At 48.1% G+C, this 18,579-nt stretch carries 15 protein-coding genes; 14 read left to right on the forward strand and 1 reads right to left on the reverse strand.

Annotated elements, in window-relative coordinates; genetic code table 11:
- Positions 1–197 precede the first annotated feature (197 nt).
- The 13 genes from GKG43_RS18805 (at position 198) to GKG43_RS18865 (ending at position 15,709) form a co-directional block, all read left to right on the forward strand.
- Complete coding sequence (locus GKG43_RS18805; protein ID WP_055154915.1) at positions 198–1,055, forward strand: patatin family protein; 858 nt, start codon at positions 198–200, stop codon at positions 1,053–1,055.
- A gap of 85 nt (positions 1,056–1,140) precedes the next feature.
- A complete protein-coding gene (locus GKG43_RS18810; protein ID WP_025657745.1) occupies positions 1,141–1,545 on the forward strand; it encodes a secondary thiamine-phosphate synthase enzyme YjbQ in 405 nt (134 codons plus the stop codon).
- 121 nt (positions 1,546–1,666) lie between these two features.
- Positions 1,667–3,859, forward strand: a complete 2,193-nt coding sequence (gene ppk1, locus GKG43_RS18815) for a polyphosphate kinase 1 (RefSeq protein WP_330377740.1) — start codon at positions 1,667–1,669, stop codon at positions 3,857–3,859.
- A gap of 18 nt (positions 3,860–3,877) precedes the next feature.
- The gene (locus GKG43_RS18820) at positions 3,878–4,924 is read left to right on the forward strand and encodes an aldose epimerase family protein (protein ID WP_050642553.1); all 1,047 of its coding nucleotides are present in this window, start codon (positions 3,878–3,880) and stop codon (positions 4,922–4,924) included.
- Between the two features lie 137 nt (positions 4,925–5,061).
- Positions 5,062–7,131 carry a DNA topoisomerase gene (locus GKG43_RS18825; RefSeq protein WP_129879660.1) on the forward strand — a complete coding sequence of 690 codons (2,070 nt, stop codon included), beginning with the start codon at positions 5,062–5,064 and terminating at the stop codon, positions 7,129–7,131.
- 11 nt (positions 7,132–7,142) lie between these two features.
- Positions 7,143–8,135: a D-2-hydroxyacid dehydrogenase gene (locus GKG43_RS18830; protein ID WP_055154916.1), complete on the forward strand. Its 993-nt coding sequence runs from the start codon at positions 7,143–7,145 to the stop codon at positions 8,133–8,135.
- A 12-nt stretch (positions 8,136–8,147) separates the two neighbouring features.
- On the forward strand, positions 8,148–8,813 hold the full coding sequence (locus GKG43_RS18835; RefSeq protein WP_050642550.1) for a UDP-N-acetylglucosamine pyrophosphorylase: 666 nt from the start codon (positions 8,148–8,150) through the stop codon (positions 8,811–8,813).
- 784 nt (positions 8,814–9,597) lie between these two features.
- Positions 9,598–10,707, forward strand: coding sequence for a recombinase RecA (gene recA / locus GKG43_RS18840; RefSeq protein ID WP_050642549.1), 1,110 nt, complete (start codon positions 9,598–9,600; stop codon positions 10,705–10,707).
- Position 10,708: 1 nt separating this feature from the next.
- Complete coding sequence (locus tag GKG43_RS18845) at positions 10,709–11,323, forward strand: regulatory protein RecX (RefSeq protein ID WP_050642548.1); 615 nt, start codon at positions 10,709–10,711, stop codon at positions 11,321–11,323.
- 92 nt (positions 11,324–11,415) lie between these two features.
- Positions 11,416–12,960, forward strand: coding sequence for a ribonuclease Y (rny, locus tag GKG43_RS18850; protein WP_154253375.1), 1,545 nt, complete (start codon positions 11,416–11,418; stop codon positions 12,958–12,960).
- Positions 12,961–13,355: 395 nt separating this feature from the next.
- Complete coding sequence (locus GKG43_RS18855; RefSeq protein ID WP_050642546.1) at positions 13,356–14,552, forward strand: pyridoxal phosphate-dependent aminotransferase; 1,197 nt, start codon at positions 13,356–13,358, stop codon at positions 14,550–14,552.
- 20 nt (positions 14,553–14,572) lie between these two features.
- Complete coding sequence (locus tag GKG43_RS18860) at positions 14,573–15,118, forward strand: NUDIX hydrolase (protein ID WP_055154918.1); 546 nt, start codon at positions 14,573–14,575, stop codon at positions 15,116–15,118.
- Positions 15,119–15,169: 51 nt separating this feature from the next.
- Positions 15,170–15,709 (forward strand): hypothetical protein, encoded by a 540-nt coding sequence (locus GKG43_RS18865; RefSeq protein WP_025657734.1) that lies wholly within the window; start codon positions 15,170–15,172, stop codon positions 15,707–15,709.
- 801 nt (positions 15,710–16,510) lie between these two features.
- Here the strand turns inward: GKG43_RS18865 and GKG43_RS18870 are convergent.
- On the reverse strand, positions 16,511–17,824 hold the full coding sequence (locus GKG43_RS18870; RefSeq protein WP_055154921.1) for a polysaccharide biosynthesis protein: 1,314 nt from the start codon (positions 17,822–17,824) through the stop codon (positions 16,511–16,513).
- Between the two features lie 234 nt (positions 17,825–18,058).
- On the opposite strand from GKG43_RS18870, the gene GKG43_RS18875 reads away from it, so the two are divergent.
- Positions 18,059–18,517 carry an Rrf2 family transcriptional regulator gene (locus tag GKG43_RS18875; protein ID WP_050642542.1) on the forward strand — a complete coding sequence of 153 codons (459 nt, stop codon included), beginning with the start codon at positions 18,059–18,061 and terminating at the stop codon, positions 18,515–18,517.
- Positions 18,518–18,579: the final 62 nt, after the last annotated feature.

An 18,579-nucleotide genomic window follows, 5' to 3' on the forward strand; every position in this document is an offset into this window, starting at 1 on the left:
TCCAGTGAGGGGTTATTTGTTTTTTGTGGTAAAAAAATGCCGTGTTTATGCGGCTTGTGGCGTTTCGCAAACGCCTATTATACCAGAAAAAGGGAGGTCAATGCTCTTTTTATTGCAAACTCCCATAAAATCAAGGTTTAACAATAAAAAAAGGTAGTGAAACTTGACACTACCAGAAAAGAAAGCGAGGAGAATTTATGCAGAAAGCAACATTAGTTTTGGAAGGCGGAGCAACACGCGGAGTATTTTCATCGGGAGTCCTGGATTATCTGATGGAGCAGGAAGTGTATATGTCACATGTGATCGGAGTTTCGGCCGGGGCGTGCAATGCAGTGGACTATGTTTCCAGGCAGCCGGGCAGAACCAGGGACTGCATGATACCTACAGATAAAAGCGGCAGTTATTATTATGGTTTCCGGAAGTTTGTCAAAGAGCGCAGCCTGATGAATATGGATTTGATTTTCGACATTTTTCCGAATCAAATCTATCCGTTTGACTATGAGACTTATTTTCAGTCCGAGATAGAGTGCGAACTGGTGGCAACCAATTGTCTGACCGGAAAAGCGGAGTATTTCAAAGAGAACAGTGAAAAAGAGAGGCTCATGAAGATTTGCCGTGCGTCTTCAAGCATGCCGCTGGTGACGCCGATTGTGAAGATAGACGATGTCCCCTATCTGGACGGAGGGCTTGCGGACAGTGTACCGTTGAAGCATGCAATGGAGCTGGGCAATGACAAGGTCGTGGTCATTCTGACCAGAAATGCGGGATACAGAAAGAAGAAAATATCTTCCGGACTGGCGGAGGTATACCGAAGAGCCTACAGATCCTATCCGAACCTGGTAAGGGCGATATTGACCAGAAGTTTTTACTATAACCGTACGATGAACCATCTGGAGACACTGGAGAGACAGGGGAAGATATTTGTGCTGCGTCCGCTTGTGAAGCCGGTAGCCAGGATGGAACGGAACACGGAGACGCTGACCGCGTTTTATGACCATGGATATCAGCTGATGGAGCAGGAATACGGCAGGCTGATGGAATACCTTACACAATAATACGCAGCAAAGCAGCATTACTGGTACATCGTAAAATCAATAACTGCCACTTAAGCAGACTGTTAAAAGAAAAGGAGGCCGGAATATGAATTTGTTTGAACATCACATTTCTACAAAGAATGCACAGCAGATGACAAAGGTAACCAATATGGTGCGAGAGGATGTGGCCAGGAGCGGAGTGAAGGATGGAATTATCGTCGTATACTCTCCGCATACGACAGCAGGGTTTACGATCAATGAGAACGCGGATCCCGATGTTGTGCACGATATGCTTGCCGGATTCGAGGAAGTATTTCCTCTGGAAGCGCCTTTTTACCGTCATGCGGAGGGAAATTCCCATGCGCATATGAAGACTGCCGTGACAGGGGCGTCACAGACATTGATTCTGAATGACGGGGAGATCCTGCTTGGGATTTGGCAGGATTTGTATTTCTGTGAATACGACGGCCCCAGAAACCGTACTTTTTTTGTGAAAATTATGGAAGGCTGAGGGGCGGCAGGTCTGCAGTTTTAACAAGGATTTAACAATATTTTATGTAATCAGGATAGAAAGGCACCTCAATGCATGCTAAGGTCATCATGGGATTTCAGGTATTTATACCCGAAAGCGGATGCCCGTTGGGAATCCGGCAGCCCGCTTCATTAAAAGAGCGGCAGCCCTGTGCCTTAAGGATATTACTGTGAAAGATGAGGAAGAGAGTATGAGCAGAAAGACATTAGACTATACACAAAACAGAGAGCTGTCCTGGCTGCGTTTTAACCAGCGGGTGTTGGAGGAGGCGCGTGATGATAGTGTGCCGCTTTTGGAGCGGATGAAGTTTGTCGCAATTTTTACGAGCAATTTGGATGAATTTTTTATGATACGTGTCGGAAGCCTGTATGATATGGCCTCTGTTGATAACAAGACCGTAGACAGCAAGTCCGGCATGACAGCGGAGGAACAGCTGGACGCCATATATGCGGCTGTGGCGCCGCTGTATAAAGAACGGGATAAAACCTATGCGGATATTAAAAAGCAGCTCCATCCGTACGGCGTGTGCGGTCTGGATTTTAAGGAGCTGGATCCCCAGGAGAAGAAGTACGTGAAGAAATATTTCAAAGAGCAGGTGCTTCCTGTCCTGTCGCCGCAGATTGTGGATGCAAACCACCCGTTCCCTCATTTGCTGAATAAAGAGATCTATGTGGTGGCGGACCTGAAAATGGATAATAAAAGTATGATGGGGATTGTGCCCGTGCCGCAGTTCATCTCCGATATCCTGTATCTGCCCGGACATGATATCAGATATATCCGGATGGAGAAGGTAATTATGGAATATCTGGACCTTGTATTTGAGCAGTATCAGGTATCAGAAAAAAACTACATCTGTGTAACGCGCAATGCGGATATTTCACCGGATGATGAGGCTTTTGCGGATAATGAAGATTTTCGTTTTATCATGAAGGAAACGCTGCATAAAAGAAAAAGGATGGCGGTTGTGCGCCTGGAGACTGCCGATCCTCTTACAAAAGAGATGGAGAAGTATTTTTGTGATAAGTTTAATATAACCCCATCCTGTATTTTCCGCACAAAGATGCCTATGAAGCTGGATTATATGTTTGCAATTGCAGAAAAGGTTCCGGTTTCCATGAGGAGGTCGCTGATTGACGAGCCGTTTTCACCGCAGCCGTCCCCTTCCGTCTCAGAGGGCAGCGTACTGGCCCAGGTGAAGAAGCGTGATATTCTGCTTTCCTTCCCCTATGAGTCCATGGAGCCGTTTCTCCAGATGATCAAAGAAGCATCCGTGGATCCCAATGTCATGACAATCAAGATTACCATTTACCGGCTGGCAAAGAAAACCCGTCTCGTGGAATATCTTTGTGCGGCGGCCGAGAATGGGAAAGAGGTGACGGCTCTGATTGAACTCAGGGCACGGTTTGACGAGCAGAATAACATCGACTGGTCTGAACGGATGGAGGAGGCCGGATGCCGTGTCATTTACGGTTTTGAAGGCTACAAGGTTCATTCCAAGATCTGCCTGATTACTTACAGGAATAAGAATGAGATCAAATACATTACCCAGATTGGGACCGGCAATTATAACGAGAAGACCGCAAAGATGTACACAGACTATACTTTGCTTACATCCAGCCAGTCTATCGGGGAGGATGCGGCGGTATTTTTTAAGAATATGTCCATAGGGAACCTGGACGGCGCCTATCAGCATTTGATTGTGTCGCCGACAAGCCTGAAGCCAAAGGTGCTGATGCTGATGGATGAGGAGATCCAAAAAGGCACTGAGGGCAGGATTATTATGAAGATGAATTCCGTAACGGATATGGATTTTATAAATAAGGCGGCGGAAGCCTCCAGGGCGGGGGTTAAGATTGACCTGCTCGTGCGCGGAATCTGCTGTATCCTTCCGGGAATTCCGGGGGAGACGGAGAACCTGACGGTGACCAGCATTGTGGGAAGATTTTTGGAACATCCCCGGGTGTTTGTGTTCGGAAGCGGTGCTTCGCAGAAGGTTTATATTGGCTCTGCGGATATGATGACACGCAATACGGAAAAGCGGGTGGAGGTAGCCTGCCCCATCTATGACGAGGCCATTAGGCGGCGTCTGGTCCGGGGCCTGAATATCATGCTGGCTGATAATGTAAAAGCACGAGTGATGCAAAGCGACGGAACCTATAAAAAGAAAGAGCAGACGGAGAAAAGAATCAGCGCCCAGGAAGTATTTATGAAAGAAGCGCTGCATACTAAGCGCCAGGAAAAACCGGCCGAAAAGCCATCATTCCTGCGGCGCCTGAGAAAATTATTTCGATGAGAACGGAGGAGACAGAAGATGGGAACATTGACAGAAAAAGAATTTGGGACAGCAGGAAATGGGCAGACTGCATTTTTGTATACGTTAACAAATAAGAACGGGATGAACATATCCGTGACGGATTACGGAGCTGCACTTGTGGAACTGACGGTTTTGGACAAAGAGGACAGACCGGTGGATGTCGTACTGGGGTATGATGATTCCGCTGCATATGAGGCTGGCGGTGCATCCTTCGGCGCACCGGTTGGCAGAAATGCAAACCGCATCGGCGGGGCTTGCTTTGAACTGGACGGGATTACCTATCCGCTGGAGAAAAATGACAATAACAATAATCTGCACAGCGGAACGGCCTATTATAATAAAAGGTTCTGGAAAGTGGAGGAAAAGTCCGGGGAAAGTATTACATTTGTTCTTCACAGCCCGGACGGTGACCAGGGATTTCCCGGAGCGCTCGATATGCGGGTGACTTATGAACTGACCCAGGATAACACCCTGCGCATGAAGTACCATGCAGTTCCGGATCAGGACACGGTCATTAATATGACAAATCACAGTTATTTCAACCTGAACGGCCATGGCAGCGGTGATGTGCTGAAGCACCGGATGACGGTGGATGCGGATTACTTTACAAGAGCGGACGCCGAGTCAATTCCAACGGGAGAACTGACGGCTGTAGACGGTACGCCGATGGATTTTAGAAAACCAAAGGAAATCGGCATCGGGATCGATGCAGACTACGAGGCAACACGTCTTGGCCAGGGGTATGACCACAACTGGGTATTGAAAAATAATGGAAAATTTGCTAAAGTAGCGGAAGCGGCCGGTGACGTGAGCGGCATTATTATGGAGGTGTGGACAGACCTGCCGGGTATGCAGATATATACATCTAATTTTCTGGATCAGGAACCGGGAAAGAAGCAGGCGGTATATCCAAGGCGGGCGGCAGTCTGCTTTGAAACACAGTATTTTCCGGATGCCATACATCATGATAACTTCGAGAGCCCGGTATGCAGGGCAGGGGAGACCTACTCCACCATGACTGCATATCATTTTACAGTAAGGTAATATATTTTGTAACAGTTCAGACCGGTCTGAACTGTTACTGTATTTTACTCCCGGGGCAGCAGCGGCAGAAGTTTTTTCTGCTACGGCGGTGCAGCTTTTTGGGAGAATAAAGAGAAAAGCAGGCAGTATAAGTATTTATGGGGAAATCAGTATACATAGCGGAGAAGCCGAGTGTGGCCCAGGAATTCGCAAAGGCATTAAAATTGAATACAAGACGAAAAGACGGTTATCTGGAATCGGACGAGGCGATTGTGACATGGTGCGTCGGGCACCTGGTTACGATGAGCTATCCGGAGGAGTACGACCCTGCGCTGAAGCGCTGGAGCCTGAATACCCTTCCGTTTATTCCGGAAGACTTTAAATACGAGGTCATTCCCTCGGTGGCCAAACAGTTTCAGATTGTGAGCGGGCTGCTTACAAGAGCGGATGTAGATACGATCTATGTGTGCACCGACTCCGGAAGGGAAGGGGAATACATCTACCGCCTGGTTGAGCAGGAAGCGCATGTGGAGGGCAAAAAAAGAAAGAGGGTCTGGATCGATTCCCAGACCGAAGAAGAGATTTTACGCGGAATCAGGGAGGCGAAGGATTTATCGGAATACGATAATCTCAGTGCTTCTGCCTATTTGAGGGCAAAGGAAGATTATCTGATGGGGATCAATTTTTCCCGTCTTCTGACGCTGAAATATGGGAACAGCATATCCAATTATCTGCGCACCAAGTATGCGGTCATATCGGTAGGGCGCGTGATGACCTGTGTGCTGGGGATGATCGTCCGCAGAGAGCGGGAGATCAGGGACTTTGTTAAGACGCCGTTCTACCGTGTTCTGAGCACCATTGAGGCAGAAGGGCAGAACTTTGAGGGAGAGTGGCGTGCCGTCAAGGGGTCCCGCTTCTTCGAGTCCTTTGACCTGTACAAGGAGAATGGATTTAAGAAGAGGGAGAAGGTAGAGGAACTGGTGGATTACCTGAAGGAACCGGAACCCGTGACATGCCAGATTGCAGCCATTGAGAAAAAGAAAGAGAAAAAGAATCCGCCGCTGCTATATAATCTGGCGGAGCTTCAGAATGACTGCTCCAAACGGTTCAAGATCAGCCCCGATGAAACGCTCAGGATCGTACAGGAGTTGTATGAAAAGAAGCTGGTTACTTATCCGAGAACGGACGCCAGGGTGCTGTCCACAGCCGTGGCAAAGGAGATCAGCAGGAATCTGAACGGACTTTCCAAGTACCCGGCGGCCGCGCCTTATCTGCAGGATATCCTGGGATTTGGAAGCCACAAAGGCCTGGCAAAGACCAGGTATGTTAACGATAAGCAGATAACGGACCATTACGCGATCATACCGACGGGCCAGGGGCTGGGAGCCCTCAGCTCGGTTTCCGCGACTGCGTCGAGAGTGTATGAATGTATTGTGAGAAGATTTTTGAGTATTTTTTATCCTCCGGCGGTGTATCAGAAGGTGTCCATAACCACAAAGATCAAAGAAGAGAGTTTCTTTTCCAGTTTTAAGGTACTGGCAGAGGAAGGTTACCTGAAAGTGACGGGTGTACCTCAGGCAAAGAAGAACGTTTCCGCACAGGGAAAGGAAAACAATGCGGAAACCGGAGAAAACAGCGGGGACGGTGACAGCGGTGAGAACAGCGGCGCTCAGGATCTGGACACCAGTTTCTTCCAGGTGATACAGAGTCTGAAGAAGGGCGCTGTCCTTCCTGTGAAGGCATTGGATATCAAAGAGGGAGAGACCTCTCCGCCGAAACGGTACAATTCCGGTTCCATTATCCTGGCGATGGAAAATGCGGGGCAGCTCATCGAAGACGAGGAACTGCGTGCGCAGATCAAAGGAAGCGGAATCGGAACCAGTGCGACACGTGCGGAAATCCTGAAAAAGCTGATCCATATCGAGTATCTGGGCCTGAATAAAAAGACCCAGATTATTACACCTACACTGCAGGGCGAAATGGTGTTTGACGTAGTAGATAATTCCATCAAGTCGCTTCTGAATCCCGAGCTGACGGCCAGCTGGGAGAAGGGGCTGACTTATGTGGCAGACGGTGATATTACGCCGGATGAGTACATGAGGAAGCTGGATCACTTTATCGTCAGCAGGACCAACGGAGTAAAAGGGCTGAACAACCAGTACCAGCTCCGCGGATGCTATGACCGTGCAGCCAGATTCTATAAAGAAAATAAGGGCAAAAGTAAGTAAGGAGGAGAGGCATGAAAGAAATATTGGTTACCATTCCGGTTGAACAGAAGCACCGGCAATACCTGGAAGACACAGCGGCCCGGATTATAGGCAGCGGCGCTCATTTTGTGTACAGAGCACAGAAGGACGTGGATCAGGAAATGGCCGAACAGGCGGAGATTATACTGGGAAATGTTAAGCCAGAGTATCTGAAGGATGCTGCGGGCCTTAGATTACTGCAGCTGGATAGTGCAGGGGCCGCCCCTTACACTGTTCCGGGCGTCATGCCTCCCGGTGCAAAACTGGCGAATGCCACAGGCGCCTATGGGCTGGCGATTTCTGAATATATGCTGGGAGCCTCGCTGATGCTGATAAAGAAACTGCACTTATATGAGCGCAATATGCGTGCACATGCATGGAAAGATGAGGGGAAGGTGAATTCCATTGCGGACTCTGTGACCCTGGTCGTGGGCCTGGGCGATATCGGCGGACAGTTTGCACAGAAGATGCACCTGATGGGCAGCCATGTCATCGGAATCCGCAGAAATAAGGCGCAAAAGCCGGATTATCTGGAAGAACTGTATCAGCTGGATGCACTGGATGCGCTGCTTGGGAGAGCGGATATTGTGGCATGTACGCTTCCAGGCACTCCGCAGACAGAGGGACTGTTCTGCCGGGAGCGCCTGGAGAAAATGAAAAAAGGGGCAATTCTGCTCAATGTTGGGCGGGGAAGCCTGATCCCAACCATGGATCTGTGCGATGCCCTGCACAGTGGCAGATTGGGGGGCGCGGCCATCGATGTGACGGAGCAGGAACCTCTGGAGCCGGATTCTCCGCTGTGGGATGCGCCGAACCTGCTGATCACCCCTCATGTGGCTGGAAAGTACCATATGCAGCAGATTTTGGAATCTATTGTAGAAATTGCGGCATATAATTTAAAAGCAATTCTGACAGACGGCAACATAAAAAATGAAGTAGATTTTCAGACCGGCTACCGGAAGTTCACTGAGCCGGCGGAGAAGTAGGAGGAAAAGAAAATGACGGAATTAACTGTAAAAGAGCTTTATACACTGGAAGAGACAATTGCTGCCGGTATATTCGACGGTGTGACCTATCCATGGGAAGTCCTGCCGAAAATCAGCGGCTTTATTCTGCAATTGGGAGAGACTTTAGACGAGGAAGAGTACGAAAAACGCGGCGAGAATATCTGGATTGCCAAATCCGCAAAGGTGGCTCCCACCGCATATATTAACGGGCCGGTCATTATTGGGAAAGAAGCCGAGGTCAGGCACTGTGCATTTATCAGAGGCAATGCAATCGTAGGCGAAGGCGCGGTAGTCGGCAATTCTACAGAATTGAAAAACGTGATCCTGTTCAATAAAGTACAGGTACCACATTACAATTATGTGGGAGATTCCATTCTTGGCTATAAATCACACATGGGAGCAGGTTCTATTACCTCCAATGTGAAATCCGATAAAAAACTGGTTATTGTAAAAACACCGGAAGGAAACATTGAGACGGGCATGAAGAAGTTCGGCGCCATGCTGGGGGATGAAGTCGAGGTAGGGTGCGGCAGCGTGCTGAATCCGGGAACCGTGGTTGGAAGCCATAGTAATATCTACCCGCTCTCATCTGTCAGAGGGTATGTGCCGGGGGGGAGTATCTATAAAAAACAGGGGGAAGTTGTAAAAAAGCAGTAAGGAATTCGAAAGACGAGTTCTGGCATGTGTACGGATGATAAGGGGACGCCAAGCGGACTGTAAGCGGCAAGCCCTCCGGTTCTCTAAGAGCTTCTAGTCGTCCGCTATAAGGCGTTTTAAACCGACCATACAGGCCGGAGGGCTTGCCGCTTACAGTCCGCTTGGCTGGTTCATCCGACCGGCAGTAAAGAACTCGTCCCCAGAGTGGCGCCCGAGACGGGGGAGGCGGATGGAATTGGCTATCCCTTCATGGAGCGTCCCTATCCGCGACCGAGACTGAAGCTCGCTCGCTAACTCCCGATTTAGATGTTGGCTGGGGTGCGAAGTGTAACATCGTAATAATATGGCTTCACAATGTGGCTTGAAAGGGATTGTTTTATTCGCAGAGGGGTGCTAAAATTAGTTTACAAATCTATCATTCTTAGATTTCTTTTTATAAATGTGGCGTTCGTCCAAAATATTCCATGGTTTTAACTAGTTTTAAAAGCCTTGCTGGTTCGGTGAGAATGATTTTGCGTCTGTGCTATCAGAAAATCAGGCCAGCGAAACAGTAAGGTATTTAGATTGGCTTATACTAGATAAGGAGAGGCGGTGAATCTTATGGAAGATTAGCTTGCAGATTTTAGAAGATTCATATAAAAACTAAAGTAAAGTCCTGTTTATAGGACATGTAAAATTGTATAATGAGGTTGTGAAATTGTTGTTGACATTTTACAATAAGTATAATAGTATATTATTAGAAAACGAACAATTGTTCGAAAAGTGAGAAGGAGAGTACCGACATATGGCTAATGGAAATGAAGATAAGAAAAAAGCGCTGGATGCGGCGATTGCGAAGTTAGAGAAGGATTTTGGGAAAGGGACGGTTATGAAGCTCGGTGAACCGGGAGCCCATGTTGCGGTGGAGACGGTGCCGACGGGCTGCCTGAGCCTGGATCTGGCGCTGGGACTGGGCGGCGTGCCGAAGGGGCGTGTGATCGAAGTCTATGGACCGGAGTCCAGCGGTAAGACGACCGTTGCACTACATATGATTGCAGAAGTACAGAACAGGGGAGGGATTGCCGGGTTTATTGATGCGGAACATGCATTGGACCCTGTATATGCGAAGAGTATTGGTGTTGATATAGATGAACTTTATATTTCCCAGCCGGACAGCGGAGACCAGGCGCTTGAGATTACGGAGACAATGGTGCGTTCGGGTGCGATTGATATTATTGTTATTGACTCTGTGGCGGCTCTGGTGCCGAGACAGGAGATCGAAGGGGATATGGGTGACAGCCACGTGGGATTACAGGCGAGACTGATGTCACAGGCCCTGAGAAAGCTGACTCCCGTTATCAGTAAGTCTAACTGTGTTGTTATTTTCATCAACCAGCTGCGTGAGAAGGTGGGCGTGATGTTTGGAAATCCCGAGACAACAACGGGAGGACGTGCTCTGAAGTTCTATGCATCCGTCAGAATGGATGTCAGAAGGATCGAGACCCTGAAGCAGAGCGGCGAGATGGTCGGGAACCGTACGAGGATCAAGATTGTCAAGAATAAGATCGCGCCTCCATTTAAAGAGGCCGAATTTGATATCATGTTTGGAAAAGGGATCTCCAAGGAGGGGGATATTCTGGATCTGGCAGCAGGGATTGACCTGGTGAAGAAGAGCGGCGCATGGTATGCGTATGAAGGCGAGAAGATCGGACAGGGAAGAGAGAACGCCAAGGCATACCTCACAGAGCACCCGGAAGTGATGGAAGAGCTGGACCGCAAAGTGCGTGCCCACTATAAGCTGAACGGTGAAGGCGAGGAAGAAGCAGCGGAGGAACTGAAGCTGACAAAAAAGGCAAAGGACTCAAAAGCGCCCGAACCGGGAAAAACGGAAGTGAAAGCACCGGGGGAAGTATAGGATGACAGTTACAAAGCTGGATGCTGTAACGAAAACAAAGTCTAAAGTCTTTCTGGACGGCCGGTTCGCCTTTGTCTTATACAAGGGCGAACTGGCCCGTTATGGTATCAAAGAAGGAGCGCAGATCGAGGAAGAGAATTACAGGGAAGTTCTGGAAAAGGTCGTTATCAAGCGTGCCAAGTTAAGAGCCATGCATCTTCTGGAGGATATGGACCGCACCGAGTCCGGGCTCAGGGATAAGCTGAAACAGGGGTTATACCCGGAGGAAGCCATAGAAGCAGCATTGTCCTACGTGAAATCATTTGGATATCTTGATGATGAGCGGTATGCAAGACAATTTATAGAGAGCAGGAAGGCATCCAAAAGCAGGCGCGAGATTTATGCCCTGCTGTGCGGCAGGGGTGTGGCGCCTGACAAAATTGAGCTGGCATTTGAGGAATGCTTTGAATCCAACAGTGAAAAGGATGCAATCCGGCAGATTATCAGGAAGAAAAGGGTGATTCCGGCGGAGGCGACAGAGGAAGAAATGCGTAAATTATATGGCTATTTATCGCGAAAAGGGTTCCGTTATGACGACATCCGTCAAGTGATACAAAATAATGATGAGAATGCTTGACATAGTTGTGAAAACAGTATAAAATTTAACTGTTGTATTTTAAGCAAGAATGTACAATGAAAATTGAACAAGGAGGTGCTCCTGTGCCAACAATGATAAGTATTGTTATTGCTGTAGCCCTCGCGTTGATAGTTGGTATTATTACTCACTTTGTAACGATATCCAATCTCAGGAAGAATGCAGATTCCAAGATTGGCAATGCCGAAGCAAAGGCAAGAGAAATAATTGATGATGCCGTAAAGACTGCTGAGACAACGAAAAAAGAAGCTCTCTTAGAGGTGAAGGAAGAGTCGATCAAGACGAAGAATGACCTTGAAAAAGAGACAAAGGAAAGAAGAGCCGAATTGCAGCGTTATGAGAAAAGGGTGCTTGCAAAAGAAGAGGCCGTTGACAAACGGTCAGAGGCGATCGAACAGCGTGAAGTCAAATTTACAGCAAAAGAAGAGCAACTGAAGCAGCGTGAAGCAAAAGTAGAAGAACTTAGTCAGAAAAGAGTACAGGAACTAGAAAGAATCTCAGGACTTACCTCCGAACAAGCAAAAGAATATCTGTTGAAAACTGTTGAAGAAGATGTGAAGCATGACACAGCCAAGATGGTAAGAGAGCTGGAAACACAGGCAAAGGAAGATGCGGACAAGAAGGCCAAAGAGTACGTTGTCAATGCAATCCAGAGATGTGCGGCTGACCATGTGGCTGAGACTACAATTTCCGTAGTGCAGCTCCCAAGTGATGAGATGAAGGGAAGAATCATCGGCCGTGAGGGAAGGAATATCAGAACCCTCGAGACACTGACAGGTGTCGAGCTGATTATCGATGATACGCCGGAAGCGGTTGTATTGTCAGGATTTGACCCGATCAGAAGGGAAGTAGCAAGAATTGCCCTTGAGAGATTGATTGTGGATGGACGTATCCATCCTGCCAGAATCGAGGAGATGGTAGAAAAGGCACAAAAAGAAGTGGACACGATGATCCGGGAAGAAGGAGAGGCAGCGTCTCTGGAAGTTGGCGTGCCGGGATTCCATCCGGAATTGATTCGTCTGCTCGGACGAATGAAGTTCAGAACCAGTTATGGCCAGAATGCGCTTAAGCATTCTATAGAGGTTGCCCAGCTGTCAGGACTTCTGGCCGGTGAGATCGGCCTGGACGTCAGGATGGCGAAACGTGCCGGACTCCTGCACGATATCGGCAAGTCAATTGACCACGACGTGGAAGGTTCACATATTCAGATTGGCGCAGATCTTTGCAGAAAGTACAAAGAGTCTCCGACGGTAATCAATGCAGTGGAATCACATCATGGCGATGTAGAGCCTCAGACATTGATTGCATGCGTAGTTCAGGCGGCTGACACAATTTCTGCAGCAAGACCAGGTGCAAGAAGAGAAACAATTGAAACATACACAAACAGATTGAAACAATTAGAAGAAATATCAAACCAGTTTAAAGGTGTTGAAAAGTCTTTTGCTATTCAAGCAGGTAGAGAGATTCGAGTTATGGTAGTTCCGGACCAGGTATCTGATGATGACATGGTACTTATGGCCAGAGAAATTGCAAAACAGATTGAATTTGAGTTGGAATATCCAGGCCAGATTAAAGTAAATGTAATTCGCGAATCGCGTGTTACGGATTACGCGAAATAATTTATATCAGATCAAGTTTAGCCCTTGTCGTAAGACGAGGGCTTTTTTAGTGGAGGGAGGGCGCGCCGTCCCGCATTCCCTTCTCCTGCGCAGCGGCGCTGGGTGCATCCTGGCGGGAGGCGGCGGATGGGAGATTCAGAGGAAACTTGATTGGGTGGGGATAAGGAGGTATAGCTGAAGAGAGGGATGCGTGATGGGGATAAAAAGAAATGAAGGAGGAAAAAGAATAAATTGCAAAAATATGGATAAATTTGCGCAAAATGGTGTAAAAATAATGAATTAGGAATTCTATGGAAATATAACTTGCAAATACTGGGATCGTATATTATAATTAATAACCATAATGTGTTATTTATATTTTATATGTAGAATGTATGGAATTGGAGGATGTTAATATGTCACTTAGTTTATCAAGAAAGGCTGCGAGCGTGAAGCCTTCATCTACTTTGGCTATTACTGCGAAGGCAAAGGCTTTGAAGGCAGAGGGGATTGATATCGTTGGATTTGGAGCCGGCGAGCCGGATTATAATACTCCGGATAATATTAATGAGGCGGCTATCAGAGCCATTAAGGAAGGGTTTACGAAGTATACGCCCGCATCAGGAACTGTGGAACTGAAAAAGGCGGTTAGTGATAAGTTTAGAGAGTTTAATGGTCTTAACTACGAGCCAAATCAGATCGTGATCAGCAACGGGGGCAAGCATTCTCTGACAAATATTTTTGAAGTGCTTCTGAATCCGGGAGATGAAGTGATTATTCCTGCACCTTACTGGCTTACTTATCCGGAGATTGTGAAACTGGCTGATGGCGTTCCTGTATTTTTGTATGGCTCCAAGGATAATGGATATAAAGTAACTGCAAAGCAGATTCGTGAAGCTGTGACTGATAAGACAAAGGCTTTGATTTTAAATACTCCAAGCAACCCGACGGGCATGGTGTACTCAGAGGAAGAACTTCGTGCAATCGCTGAGATAGCTGTTGCAAAAGATTTTTATGTTGTAGCGGATGAGATGTATGAGTATCTTATCTATGATGGGAAGAAGCATGTGAGCATTGCTTCCCTTGGTGAAGAAATTTATAAAAGAACCATTACCTGCAGCGGAGTTTCCAAGAGCTATGCTATGACAGGCTGGAGAATCGGATATACAGGATCCGGCACAGAGATCGCCAAGATGATGGGCAGCGTGCAGTCCCATCAGACATCCAACCCGAATTCCATCGCGCAGAAAGCCGCATTAGAGGCACTGACAGGAGACCAGTCGGCGCTCGAAGAGATGAGGGTTGAATTTGATAAGAGAAGAAAATACATGTATGAGAGGATTTCGGCAATGCCGCTTCTGGATCTGCTGGAGCCGGAGGGAGCATTTTATGTGTTCGTAGATTTTACCAATGTCCTCGAAAAATCTTACAAGGGTCAAAAGATCGGTACTGCGGCAAAAGCAGCGGAGATTTTGATAGAAGATTATCAGGTGGCGGTTGTCCCCTGCGCTGATTTTGGGTTTGACAATTTTGTGCGTTTGTCTTATGCTATTTCTTTAGAAGCCATTGAAAAAGGGCTCGACAGAATAGAAAAGTTTGTGTCCTCACTGTAGGAACGAAAAAGGAGCATTTTATGAGCGGACAAATTAAAAGATTAAACCGGGAACTGAAGTTTAAAGGCAATATTATTGACTTTTACCAGGACACCATGGAGATTGACGGCGATCATACCGTGACCTGGGATTTTATCAAGCACAAGGGTGCGGCCGCGGTTGTGCCGGTCACCGATGACGGCAGAATCCTGATGGTGAAGCAGTACCGCAATGCGCTGGAACGTGATACACTGGAAGTCCCGGCCGGAGCCTTGGACAAAGAAGATGAGCCCGGGATTGTATGTGCAGGAAGGGAACTGGAGGAGGAAACAGGCTACCGGAGCGAGGATCTGGACTGGCTGATTACACTCCGTACAACAGTGGCGTTCTGCAATGAGAGAATCGAAGTCTACGTAGCCCGGAATCTGATTCCGTCAAAGCAGCATCTGGACGAGGATGAATTTATTGATTTGAAAGCTTATACAATAGAAGAATTAAAGGAAATGATTTTTACTGGTGAGATGCAGGATGCGAAGACTGTCTCCGCATTGCTTGCCTATGATTCGAAATACGGAAAAAGAGAATAAAAAAGAAACCCCGGCATATAATGAAATATCTTAGCAATAGGAGGAACGCCTGTGAAGATACTTCATACGAGGAAACAGCTGTTTGCTTTCTTCATGCCGGGTTTTTTATTAGGGATACTGTATGTGAATCTGATTATGAAGCAATATACAGCAGAACCTGGAATATTCAGCGACTATTTTTTAAAACAGTATCAGTCAGTCTCGATTGTGGCCGAGGAATACATATGGTATCTGATCAAGATTCGGGCCGTTCCGTTTCTCATCCTGCTGGGATTGGCATTCACAAAAATGCGGAAAGCGGCATCCATAGCATTTCTGGTATGGACGGGCTTTTCAAGCGGCATGCTCCTGTCAATGGCAGTTCTGAGCATGGGAATCAAGGGAAGTATCCTCTGTATCGTAGGAATCCTCCCCCAGTTCCTTCTCTATGTTCCAGCATACATGGTCATCATCTGGTACAGCTATACTTATCCCCAAAACAAATGGAATACACAGAAAAGTATATTTCTGGGACTCACCATGCTGGTGGGGATCATACTCGAAGCATACGTAAATCCTATACTTATGCAGGGGTATCTGGGGACTTTGTAGGCGGAGGGGCGCCCCGGGAACCGGACATAGGGGCAGCTGGAAACGGGTTATGGCTGTAAGCTGGAGTAGAGTAAAAAGGAAGGACAACAGAGGCAACCTGGCCACATCACCCGAAGCCCGATGGCTTCGCGCGCTGGGGCCAGGAATTTTTGTGATTCGGAATCACAAAAATTACCTCTGTTGTCCTTCCTTTTAACTCAACTCCAGCTAACAGCCATAAGACGCTTCCAGCTGCCCCTATGTCCGGTTCCCGGGGCTTGGCTCATCCGGTCAGAAGTGCCCCATGCCCCGGGAGGGCAACGCTGACGGGGGCGGGGGATCGTACTGGCGGCGCGGTAGATGTTGGTAAGGAAAGGCGCGGCCCTATATTAGCTTTCTTATGGATGCACCCTACGCTAACCCAATTCCATACGCTGCCCCCGTTAGAAATCCCTCCCTGGAAGCGATGTATACCTGCCGATTTGATGAAGCCAAGCCTGCCTGGGATGGGGAACGGATGCCTCGGGAAAAAAAGCAGCGGGGGCTGGGAGTATAGAGCGCATGGTTTAGAAGTCCTTACGCAAAAGGAACCGCCCATGAGGGATGAAAAGTGATTTACCAAATCACTTTTCAGTACAACCTAAGACGGGAAAGCATCAGGCTTTCCCGTTGCATGTTGTACGTGCCCTCATGGGCGGTTTCTTTTGCGTTAGGACTTCTCCATAAGCGGGGTACTCCCAGCCCCCGCTGCTTTTTTTCCCGAGGCATCCGTTCCCCATCCCAGGCAGGCGCCCCCTCATCCGCTCCCACGTCCCTCGCTCCCTATATTTCTTTTTTGAGTACGATTCCGGCGCAGATACTTACGATCAACTGGCTCGCCAGCATTCCCCAGAGGTATCCCTGGATTCCGAACAGAGGGATGGCTGCGAATACGCTGCCGATCCGGATGATCAGTCCGAGGGAGTTGATGAGGAAGGTGTAAGCCGTTTTGCCCAGGCCGTTGATGACGCTTAACAGGGCGGAGTTTGTGTATAAAAACGGGCACATCCAGGCCAGAGTGATGATGAATTTGCCAGCAGTGGAACTTCCGAACAGGACAGTGCCCATCCAATTACCAAGGACCAGGAAAATGAAACAGCAGCTCAGGCCCAGGATGAAACAGGATCCGGCCACTTTTTTTATGATGTTGACCATGTCATCCCGGTTGTCTGTAGTCTGTATCTCTGCAACCGTGGGCATGAGCATGATGGAGATCGAACTGGTGATGGCGGATGGAAACAGGATACAGGGCAGGGCCATACCGGTCAGGACACCGTAGATGCTGAGCGCTTCACTGGTAGAATGGTTGTATAGCTGCAGCCGTGCAGGGATCGAGATGGCCTCGATACTCTGCAAAAGGTTGATCAGTACCCGGTTGGCGGTCAGCGGCAGTGACAGGGGCATCAATTCTCTGAAACGATGGACAAAATCTGTATATGTAATATTCAGGTGCGACAGGACATGACTGCTTCGCGTCAGGGACTTGGCGGCGTACAGGGCGGAGAGCATTTCACCGATGACGAGGCCGAGGACTGCGATCGTGATTGTGACATCGTCTCCTTTTTTCATTAGAATTAAGTAGAACACATAGACAGAAATAATTCTGGTTACCTGTTCTACTACCTGGGAAAGGGCCGGGATTTTTGTTTCCTTCATGCCATAACAGTATCCGCAGATGCAGCTGTGAATGGCCGCAAACGGCAGTGCATAAGAGAGCGGAATCAGCAGAGGTTCACAGCGGGCGTCTCCCAGTAATTTTTCGGCTATGTAGGCTGCATTTCCCTGCAGGATTAAGACGCAGGCACAGGACAGCAGCACGGACAGGACGAGGCCGATCATGAGGATCTGCCGGGCTTCTTTTTTTCGGCCAAGGGAGACCTTCTGGGCGACCGTCCTGGATATGGCGGTTTCCAATCCTGCGGCGGTGAGCGCAAAACAGAGTGAATAGACCGGAAAAATAAGCTGGTACAGGCCGACGCCTTCTTCACCGAATGTATGGCTCAGAAAAATCCGATAGAAGAATCCCATAAACCGGCACAGAAATCCGGTTGCGGTTAGAATAAAGGTTCCGCGTATGATGGTTTGTTTTCTGGACAAGGGTATCTCCTAAAAAAACATATTTTTACAACATATTCCTGTTTCCGTCTTGACAGAACTGAAAACGGGTGGTATTCTACAAAAGAAGAAATCCTAGTAAATTACTAGGGAATAAAATGGTAGGGATTAAAGTACTAGGGATTAAAACACTAGGAATTATTTAAGGGCTCTGTGGAATGCTAACAGAGGACAGAATCGGGTTGGCGGAGTATGATTCAGTAAGAAGGTGATGATTTGAAATTATCTACAAAAGGAAGATATGGTCTGCGTGCGCTGATTGACCTTGCGCAGTACAGTGAGAATGAGCCGGTTTCCATTACAAACATTTCGGACAGGCAGGGAATATCCGAACGGTATCTGGAGCAGCTGATGTCTATGCTGAAAAAAGCGGGACTGGTCAAAAGTATCCGGGGCGCCGGCGGCGGTTATGTGTTGGCAAAGAATTTGGAAGAGATATCCGTGGGCGATGTTCTGCGGGCCCTCGAAGGCAGCCTGGAGCCGGTAGAGTGTTCGGGACTGCATCCCGAGGAGGGCTGCAAAGCAGCGGACAGCTGCGTTACTAAATATGTATGGCAGCGCATCAACGAGAGCATCAATCAGACGGTCGATGAGATAAAGCTCGCCCAGCTGGTCGAGGAAAGCAAGAAGATGGGGTGCCAGGACATACATGGACAGACCGGATGTAAGAATTGAGGATTTTTATAGTCCTGCGTAAATAGAACAGGATGACCGCAGACAAAAACCGGACCAGCCGG

Source organism: Eubacterium sp. BIOML-A2, assembly GCF_009680135.1.
In the GTDB taxonomy this organism is placed as follows: Bacteria; Bacillota; Clostridia; order Lachnospirales; family Lachnospiraceae; genus Faecalicatena; species Faecalicatena contortus_B.